At 65.9% G+C, this 8,131-nt stretch carries 10 protein-coding genes and 1 pseudogene; 9 read left to right on the top strand and 2 right to left on the bottom strand.

Going from position 1 to position 8,131, the window contains the following annotated elements:
• The 9 genes and pseudogenes from JAP66_RS29985 to JAP66_RS29945 all read left to right on the top strand — a co-directional run.
• Window positions 1-578, top strand: a 578-nt coding sequence (locus tag JAP66_RS29985) for a transposase (RefSeq protein WP_199435231.1), incomplete at its 5' end; no start/stop codon positions are given.
• Between the two features lie 131 nt (window positions 579-709).
• A complete protein-coding gene (locus JAP66_RS29980; protein WP_199435230.1) occupies window positions 710-1,030 on the top strand; it encodes a dihydrofolate reductase family protein in 321 nt (106 codons plus the stop codon).
• A 621-nt stretch (window positions 1,031-1,651) separates the two neighbouring features.
• The gene (locus JAP66_RS29975; RefSeq protein WP_199435229.1) at window positions 1,652-2,215 is read left to right on the top strand and encodes a dihydrofolate reductase family protein; all 564 of its coding nucleotides are present in this window, start codon (window positions 1,652-1,654) and stop codon (window positions 2,213-2,215) included.
• Between the two features lie 77 nt (window positions 2,216-2,292).
• Window positions 2,293-2,475, top strand: a complete 183-nt coding sequence (locus tag JAP66_RS33375) for a hypothetical protein (RefSeq protein WP_372449026.1) — start codon at window positions 2,293-2,295, stop codon at window positions 2,473-2,475.
• Between the two features lie 100 nt (window positions 2,476-2,575).
• Window positions 2,576-3,100, top strand: a complete 525-nt coding sequence (locus JAP66_RS29965; protein WP_199435228.1) for an SRPBCC domain-containing protein — start codon at window positions 2,576-2,578, stop codon at window positions 3,098-3,100.
• A 350-nt stretch (window positions 3,101-3,450) separates the two neighbouring features.
• Window positions 3,451-4,017 (top strand): annotated as a pseudogene (locus JAP66_RS29960) (dihydrofolate reductase family protein).
• A 438-nt stretch (window positions 4,018-4,455) separates the two neighbouring features.
• Window positions 4,456-5,010 carry a peptidoglycan-binding domain-containing protein gene (locus JAP66_RS29955; protein WP_199435227.1) on the top strand — a complete coding sequence of 185 codons (555 nt, stop codon included), beginning with the start codon at window positions 4,456-4,458 and terminating at the stop codon, window positions 5,008-5,010.
• A 346-nt stretch (window positions 5,011-5,356) separates the two neighbouring features.
• Window positions 5,357-5,836 (top strand): DinB family protein, encoded by a 480-nt coding sequence (locus JAP66_RS29950; RefSeq protein ID WP_199435226.1) that lies wholly within the window; start codon window positions 5,357-5,359, stop codon window positions 5,834-5,836.
• Window positions 5,837-5,994: 158 nt separating this feature from the next.
• Entirely contained in the window at window positions 5,995-6,768 is a 774-nt protein-coding gene (locus JAP66_RS29945) for a DUF7662 domain-containing protein (protein WP_199435225.1), read from the top strand.
• A 407-nt stretch (window positions 6,769-7,175) separates the two neighbouring features.
• On the opposite strand, the gene JAP66_RS32540 is transcribed toward JAP66_RS29945, so the two are convergent.
• Together JAP66_RS32540 and JAP66_RS29940 are read right to left on the bottom strand one after the other, a co-directional pair.
• A complete protein-coding gene (locus JAP66_RS32540; RefSeq protein ID WP_235999733.1) occupies window positions 7,176-7,367 on the bottom strand; it encodes a hypothetical protein in 192 nt (63 codons plus the stop codon).
• A gap of 88 nt (window positions 7,368-7,455) precedes the next feature.
• The gene (locus JAP66_RS29940; RefSeq protein ID WP_235999732.1) at window positions 7,456-8,064 is read right to left on the bottom strand and encodes a sigma-70 family RNA polymerase sigma factor; all 609 of its coding nucleotides are present in this window, start codon (window positions 8,062-8,064) and stop codon (window positions 7,456-7,458) included.
• Window positions 8,065-8,131 lie beyond the last annotated feature (67 nt).

Genomic DNA, 8,131 nt, shown 5'->3' with positions numbered 1-8,131 from the left:
CCCGGATCAACCAGCCAGAGCGTCTGGTCCGGGCTCCGAAGTACCGCCAGACGCTGGTCGACCCCTACCGTGAGCATCTACGACGCCGTCGCCAGGTTGATCCCGCCGTGCCAGTGCCGAGGCTGTTCGCCGAGATCAAGCAGCTCGGCTATAGCGGCAGCCTGAACCTGCTCTACCGCTACATCACCCAAGGCCGCGTCGAGTCCGACCGGCCGGCGATCTCCCCGCGGCGCCTGGCCCGTTACCTGCTAACCCGCCCGGACAAGCTCACCGACCACCAGCGGGAACAGCTTGAGGCCGCCACAGCCGCATGCCACGAGATGACCGCGCTCGCCGGCCTCGTCGCCGACTTCGCCGCCCTGCTCACACCCGCTGCCGGCAACGATGAACGCCTCGCCGGCTGGATCAACCAGGTCCGTACCGAGGACCTGCCTCATCTGCATGCGTTCACCCGCGGACTCGAGCTCGACCGCCACGCCGTTAATGCCGCGCTCACCCAGCCATTCCACAATGGACGTACCGAAGGAGTGAACACCAAAACGAAAATGATCACGCGACAAAGGCAGCAGGTGAAGTAGCAGTATTCGATCCAGGCCGTATTCCGGGTTGTCCTGATCGAGAGCGCTTGGGTCCGAACGTGTTCAGGGGCGCAGGCCGTCGAGGAGTCGGGTGACGGCGCGGTGGCGGAGATCGGGACGAGCGGGAACTGGTGGAAAGCGCGGGCAGCCTGCTGCTGGGCCGGATCACCCACGGTTACTTCGCCGGCTACTGGCCACAGGCGGCCCACGACCCGGACGAGCCGGATGAGCTGAGAACGTACGCCAAGCGGGTCGACGCCATGGCGAAGATCGTCGTCTCCGTCTCAGTGAGCATCGCACCATGGAAGAACACCCGGCGACTCGAACGCGTCGATCCCGACGAGATCACCGAACTCAAGAGTGGTGCCGGCGGGGACATCGTGATCTACGGCAGTCTCGGACTGGTCCGATCCCCCATGACCTCCGGCTCGTCGACGAGTCCCACCTGCTGATGCACCCGGTGTTCCTCCGCCAGGGCAAGCCCCTGTCCGACGGCGGCCAACCACTCGCCCGACTGGAGCTGATCTCCGCCGAACCCTTCACCTCCGGAGTCACCCTCATGAAGTACCGCTCACCGGCCCATCACCGCGGACACCAGACGACTATCTGATCGGGCGCGTTCACCTTAACGCCACTCCACCCAACGGCTCCCACACGTACTCAACATCAGCCTCACCGTCGACGACGACGTCGTGGTCGGCGAGCNGCCACTCCACCCAACGGCTCCCACACGTACTCAACATCAGCCTCACCGTCGACGACGACGTCGTGGTCGGCGAGCTGTCATGCGTCAAGGAGTTGGCAGGGTTTGATCTTGGTATAGCTGGGCTCAGTACGTGTATGTTTAGCCTCCGGTTAGTGAGATTTTCACCGTACGGGGTATCTGCAACAGCGCAGATCACAGCGGTGGCGGTGGGCTCGTCTCGTCCCCGCCGGTACGTCGGAGGTTTCCTTTCCGTACGGAGCATCCGCTTGGCGTGGTGGTCAACTGGCCCTCGGTGTGGCCTGACCGATGAGTTTTGCGCGCCGTGCTGGTCTGTACGCCGAATACCGACTCACGGGAGGCTGAAGCCATGCGGAAACTGACCTTCGGCATGAACATGAGCCTGGACGGCTACATCGCCGCGCCCGGCGACGACCTCGGCTGGAGCGTGCCGAGCGACGAGCTGTTCCAGTGGTGGTCCGACCGGGTGGACGCGACGGGCCTGGCGCTGTACGGGCGCAAGCTGTGGGAGACGATGAGCTCCCACTGGCCGACCGCCGACAAGCAGCCGGGTGCCACACCGGCGGCGATCGAGTTCGCCGGCCGCTGGCGGGACATGCCGAAGGTGGTGTTCTCCTCTACGACCAGCACGGTCGACTGGAACACCCGTCTGGTCACCGGCGACGCGGTCACCGAGATCACCAGGCTCAAGGCCGACGACGGCGGCCCCATGGACATCGGCGGTGCCACACTCGCCGCGGCGGCCATGCGGGCCGGGCTGATCGACGCGTACGCGATCGTCACCCATCCGGTCCTGGTGGGCGGCGGCACGCCGTTCTTCACAGCCCTGGACAACTGGGTGAACCTGAGCCTGGTGGAGACCCGGACGTTTCCCGACGGCGTGGTGCTGACCAGGTACGAGACCAGGCGCTGAGTGCCCGACGGCGGATCAGCGCGGGCTTCGGGCCACCCAATTGACATGCAAGTCAACACTTGCCTATTGTTGCCTTCGTGAGCGACGTGTACAAGGCGATCGCCGAATCGACCCGACGAACCATCCTCGACGAGCGTATCGAGCGGGATCGACAGACGCTCTTCGACCTGTGCGGCCGCTTGACGCCGAAACATGGGCTCACCTCGTCGCGTGGGGCCACATCGCAGCACCTCGACGTGCTCCAGGCTGCCGGGTCGTGATCGCGGCCGAGGAAGGCCGCTACAAGCACCACTCGATCGGCACCACACCGCTGCAAACCGTCGTGACTCGCCGGCCACAGATACGAAGGGACACCATCACATGACCGACACCACGGCTTACGGAACCCTGGAGACGATCGACGGGCGTCCGGGGTTGCGTTTCGAGCGCTCGCTCGCATACCCGATCGAGCGCGTGTGGCAGGCGGTCAGCGTGCCGGCAGAGCTGGAGCGTTTCTTTCCCGGCGCCGCCGACTGGACCCCGGCGAAGGGCGAGACCATCGACCTCGGCGGTGCAACCCTCGAGGTGACCGAGGTCGATGCACCGCACCGCCTGGCGTGGACGTTTGCCGGCCAGCCGCAGAGCTTCGAGCTTTTCGCAACGGACGGCGGCTGCCGGTTGATCTTTACTCACGTCATCGACGACCTGCCAGCAGCGCAGACCGCAACCGGCTGGGAGATCTATCTCTCGCGGCTCGAGCCTCATCTGGCCGGCGAGTACCTCTCCGACGAGGAGGCACACAAGCCGTGGAGGGAAATCCACGAACGCTACGCCGAGCGCTTCGGCGTCGACCCGGAGCCGGGACGGCGCTGGGCGGCGGAGAACCTGCCTGCCGGTCACGGCTGAGGGCGGCCAATGAGGATCAACGTGGCCAGCGTCTTCGTCGACGACCAGGCCGCGGCGCCGGATTGCTGCTCGAACCATCGGCCCACCCCTGCCGCCGTAGAAGAACGCGGTGGTCGCAGAGGCACCCTCATTCAAATCGCCGCCATACAGGAGACCGCATAACGGGGTTGGTAAGGAACATGTCACAGGCCGCCATTCGACTGTCCACCAACCCCGAGCGCGCGTCATCGAAGTTCTCTCAACGAAATGATCTCGTGGGGTGACTCGGCTCTGGGGATCCGGCGAGCCGCGACGAGTTCCGCGGCGTTCGGCGGTCGTACTGTCGAAGCCATTACCGAGGAGGACCTCTGATGCGCAGCGTGACCTGTTCGATGAGCGTCTCACTCGACGGCTACATCGTGGGGCCGGACGGCGACTTCGACTGGACAGCACCTGATGAGGAGGTCTTTCGCTTCGCCACCGACGACACTCGAGAGGTCGGCGTCTACCTGTTGGTACGACGGTTGTACGAGACGATGCTGTACTGGGAGACCTTTGACCCGAATCCGCCGCTCGACTTCTCAACGCTCGAGTGGGCCGCGCTCTGGAAGCCGCTCCCCAAGGTGGTGTTCTCCGCCACGTAGCCGGCGGTGCAGGGCAATGCCCGCCTGGCCTCCGGTGGCCTGGCGGAGGAGATCGAGTGGTTGCGAGCCGGGCCGGGGGAGGGCGACATCGCGATCGGCGGCGCGACTCTCGCCGCCGAGACGGCCGCGTCGGGTCTGATCGACGAGTACCGGGCCAAGGTCTACCCGGTGCTGGTTGGCGGTGGCATTCCGTTCTTTCCCCAGCGCGAGCGCCGGGTGGATCTCGAACTCGTCGAGACCCGCACCTTCGACTCGAAAGTCGTCTACCTCCTCCGCTACCGCGTGGCGCGCTAGCGGGCCCTTGGCGGCCGCCTCGTACAAGGCGGGCACCCCCAGTCCTCAGGCACATCCGGCACACCGACGTTTCTGGCCGCCATGCTCCGAGCCGGCCACCATCAGGCTCCACGCCCTCACCCCGAGCAGCATGATCAACTTAAGCTACGTGGCAGCGTCAGGAGCCTCGGCATGGATGTCAGGCGTTCACCCGACGCGGTGGTCACCGCAGGCGGCTAGAGTCGAAAACCAGTCGACACAAAGACATCAGTGATCGGCGTCCACTCGATTCTGGAAAAGGCTTCGGCCGCATCACTGAATGCGGGCTAACTTGAGGTGGCTGATCAAGGGCCTGTTGTGGCGTCGATTTGGGGTACTCATGCTAGTTGCGGGCGGCTACATGCGGTCGCGGTGTCGACAGAACAGAAGTCCGATTCTGGCAAATGGGAACGGGGAGAAATGAGAACAATCAAGCGCCGTGTAGCGCGCCTGGGGTTGGTCGGTCTGGCGGTGGTGGCCATGGTGCTCAGCGCCACGCCGGCCTCCGCCGCAAAGAGTGATGGTTACGTGCGCGGCTACGACACCTTCAAGGGCGACTGGGGTGACGAGGGAGAAATGGGCCATGGCATTGCCAACCACAACAATTCCAACGCTGTGTGCCTGTGGCAGAAGATCCTGTGGGCAGAGGGAGCCACGGAGAAGAACCTCTCGACCTTCGACAAAGCAGACATTGACGGTCACTTCGGCGCCAACACGGAGTATGCGACCAAGTCGCTGCAAGCCAGGTGGAAGATAGGCATTGATGGCGTGGTCGGCAAAGTGACCTTCGGCCGCGCCGACGACAACCTCCGCTACTCCAGCGGCAGCTCGGCCCGGGGCAAGGTGCTCAACCTGACCTACCGCGGTAAGGACTGGAGCTTCAGCGCGCGGCGGGACAGCAACGGCATCTATTCCTTCTACGACGGCAACGGACACCGACGAAACGCGGGATACAAGTACAACACCTGCGACTAACCGTAAGCGCACGCCAGGCAGGTGGTCCGCGAACCACCTGCCTGGTGCGCCTGAGTGCCAGTACCAGATGTCCCCGCCGTCCACTGCTGGCGCCGGATCCTTGAACTCCCGGTGCACCGAGACGATCAGGATCACGAACAGCGGGTCCAGGCTCAGAGAAAGCCTTCGTCGGACGCCTGTCCGTCGGATGCACTCCCGGAACAAGTCAATGGGGATCCGTGGTGCCCCCGCTGCTCACCTTGGGCTGCGCACTAGAGTCGTGAGACCAGGATTGTCGACGTCGCCGTGGGCCGGCGCTCGCACGAGCTGCTGCGGCCCTCGGCCTGCAGCGTGATAGGAGACTCTGATGGGTTCGTTCGATGTGCCGCTGGACGACGAACGCACCCAGCTCGAGGCCTTCATCGAGGAATATCGCAGTGCCATTGAGGTGACTCTCGACTGTCTCACCGAGGACCAGGCCCGCCGCCGACTGGTCTCGTCGGCGACGACGCTGCTCGGGCTGCTCAAGCACGTCACGTGGATGCAGCGGGTGTGGTTCGAGGAGTGCGTCGGCGGCACGTCCCGCCGGGAGCTCGGCCTGGTGCAGAGTCCGGATGAATCCTTCCGGCTCTCCGACGACGACACCGTCGCCTCGGTCACGGCAGCCCACCGGGCAGCATGCGCCACGGCCCGGAAGGCGGTCGCAGGCCTGCCACTGGACGCCGTCGTGACCGGCCACCGGACCGGACCGCGCACGCTTCGCTGGGTGTACCTGCAAGTGCTGCGGGAGCTGGCCCACCATTGCGGACACGCCGACATCCTGCGCGAACAGGTAATTGCCGACTGAGTTCTGAGAACCCTTCCTTGATCCCAGGAAGGCGCGGCGTTTGCCTGGTCACCTCTCGTGAGTGCGCACGCGAGTTAGAACACTGTTACGCACTCACGACCGGTGACCTGGCCGGCGCACCATGCTGACGAACACGATATGGCGGCGAGGAGGTGGGTATGGCCGGAAAGTATCAGCCGCTGTTCGTGCGGCTGTCCGAGCTGGCCAGGGCGGGCCATCGGCATGCCGAGTTCGGCTTCGGCGACATCGCGACGCTGGTCGGCGAGCTCCCGGCGTCGGCTTACGAGAGTCGTCAGTGGTGGGCCAACAGCAGCCACAGCCATGCACAGGCATGGCGAGACGCCGACTGGCATGTTGACACCGTGGACCTTGAGCGCCGCCAGGTCCGGTTCGCCCGCGGCAAGGTCGGTGGCAGTTACCGGGCGCGCGGTCACCGACCGCTGCACGACACGGCGGCTGCGGTGCTCGTCGAGGAGACCGATGCCGCGCAGCTCGACGTGCGGATCACCATGGAGTGGCAGCGCGCTGGGCACGTCACCCTCGACGATGCGGGCGACGTCGTGTTCCCGGCTCTGCCCTGTCAGTCGGGCATCTACCGCCTCACCCTGGCCGACGCTGCCGATCAGGAGCTGCCGAAGGTCTACATCGGCGAATCCGACGACCTCCGCCACCGTACTTACCATTACCGCCGGCCCGGGCCGACCCAGCAGACCAACCAGCGGATCCACGACGAACTCCGAGCGCACCTCTACTGCGGCGGCACGGTCACGCTGGCCGTGGCGCTGCACGCGACGATCGAGTCCCGCGGCGAGGCCGAGACGCTGCCGCTCGGCCGCAAGACCGCCCGCGTGCTCGCCGAGCATGCTGCGCTGGCTCTGACCTACCTCGACGGGGACGTCGTGGTGATCAACCGGGACAAGGGCGCGGAGTAGCCGACGAGCACCATCAACAGGCTCCTGCCGCGGTGGATCTGACGTTTGCTGCCGCGCCGGACGAGACCCGGTGTTCTGCACTCCGGATGACGAGTACCCGCTTCGGCTGAACCCCGGTGAAGCGGCTGTCCGGAACAGGTTTCGATGACCACGCTCGAGTCATGGCATGGATGCCGCTGTCGGCGTACGGGCCCCGATAGCCGGAGCCGGGGCAACCTGTGAAGCCCGGATCGGCGTCGAGCGCTTTGCTGGGCGCGATGAACGCGTCGCGACACCAAGCTCGACAGCTTCCGGCGTCGATCTGATGAGCCCCAGCTTCGGGCCGTCGACCGCCGGCCCCGACGAGTCGGCTACGCAGGCCGCTCACGGCCTGGCTGTGCCCGCCAGACCGCGTCAACCGCAACGGGTCAGCGGACCCGGGTCAGCTTGTCCGGGTTGGTGACCGAGTAGATACCTCGTATCCGGTCGCCGTCCGGTGTCGGGTCGAGAACCAGGACAGCGAACGGTGACTCGCCGATGAAGAGCAGGGCGGACGAGTCTCCGTTGACGTGGCGGTAGCGGACTTCGAGGCTCTGAGGGGCGCTGGATCCGACGGCCACGAGGAGTTCGGCTACCGCGTCGCGGCCGTGGACCGGCTGGAGGCTCGTGGCGGGTCCCTTGCCACCGCCGTCTGTCCACAGTGTTACGTCAGGGGCCAGGATCCGGAGGAGTGCTTGGAGGTCGCCGCCGATCGCGGCGGTGACGAAGCGTTTGGTCACCTCCCGCTGGACGCGGGTGTCGACCTGGTAGCGGGGCCGGCGGGCGTGCACGTGTTGGCGGGCACTGGTGTCCGAGCTGGTGCACCGCGGCGGGGCTGCGGCCGATGACGTCAGCGATTTCGGTGTGGGCGTAGCCGAAAACCTCGTGCAGGACGAACACCGCGCGTTCGGTCGAGCTGAGGGTTTCCAGCACGACCAGAAGCGCCACCGAGGACGACTCGGTGTGCAGCACGGCGTCGGCCGCGTCGGCTGTGTCGGCTGGGTCTGTGACCAGTGGTTCGGGCAGCCATTGCCCGATGTAGGTCTCCCGGCGACGGCTGATGGCCTTCCGGCGGGCGAGGGCCTGGTTGACCGCGATTCGCACGAGGTAGGCGCGCGGGTTCTCGATCCGCTCCTGGTCCGCGTCAGTCCACGCCAGCCAGGTCTCCTGGAGTGCGTCCTCGGTGTCGGCGACGCTGCCGAGCATGTTGTAGACGATGGAGAACAGCAGTTCGCGATGTTCGACGAACCGCTGCGTGGCGGAGTCACGGTCGGTCATGGTGGTGCCCTCCTGTCACGGTGCGCCCATAAGAGGACCAGGGGCGTCCGTGATGTGACATCGCGGG

Origin of the sequence: Qaidamihabitans albus (genome assembly GCF_016464705.1) — a bacterium.
Classification (GTDB): domain Bacteria; phylum Actinomycetota; class Actinomycetes; order Mycobacteriales; family Pseudonocardiaceae; genus Qaidamihabitans; species Qaidamihabitans albus.
This window is presented reverse-complemented; position numbering and strand designations above follow the sequence as displayed.

Bases quoted from the DNA above. Each gene is read 5' to 3' on its own strand.
- JAP66_RS29945 (WP_199435225.1), top strand. From the start codon at position 5,995: ATGGCCGGAAAGTATCAGCCGCTGTTCGTGCGGCTGTCCGAGCTGGCC.
- JAP66_RS29975 (WP_199435229.1), top strand. From the start codon at position 1,652: ATGCGGAAACTGACCTTCGGCATGAACATGAGCCTGGACGGCTACATC.
- JAP66_RS29965 (WP_199435228.1), top strand. From the start codon at position 2,576: ATGACCGACACCACGGCTTACGGAACCCTGGAGACGATCGACGGGCGT.
- JAP66_RS29955 (WP_199435227.1), top strand. From the start codon at position 4,456: ATGAGAACAATCAAGCGCCGTGTAGCGCGCCTGGGGTTGGTCGGTCTG.
- JAP66_RS29950 (WP_199435226.1), top strand. From the start codon at position 5,357: ATGGGTTCGTTCGATGTGCCGCTGGACGACGAACGCACCCAGCTCGAG.
- JAP66_RS29940 (WP_235999732.1), bottom strand. From the start codon at position 8,064: ATGACCGACCGTGACTCCGCCACGCAGCGGTTCGTCGAACATCGCGAA.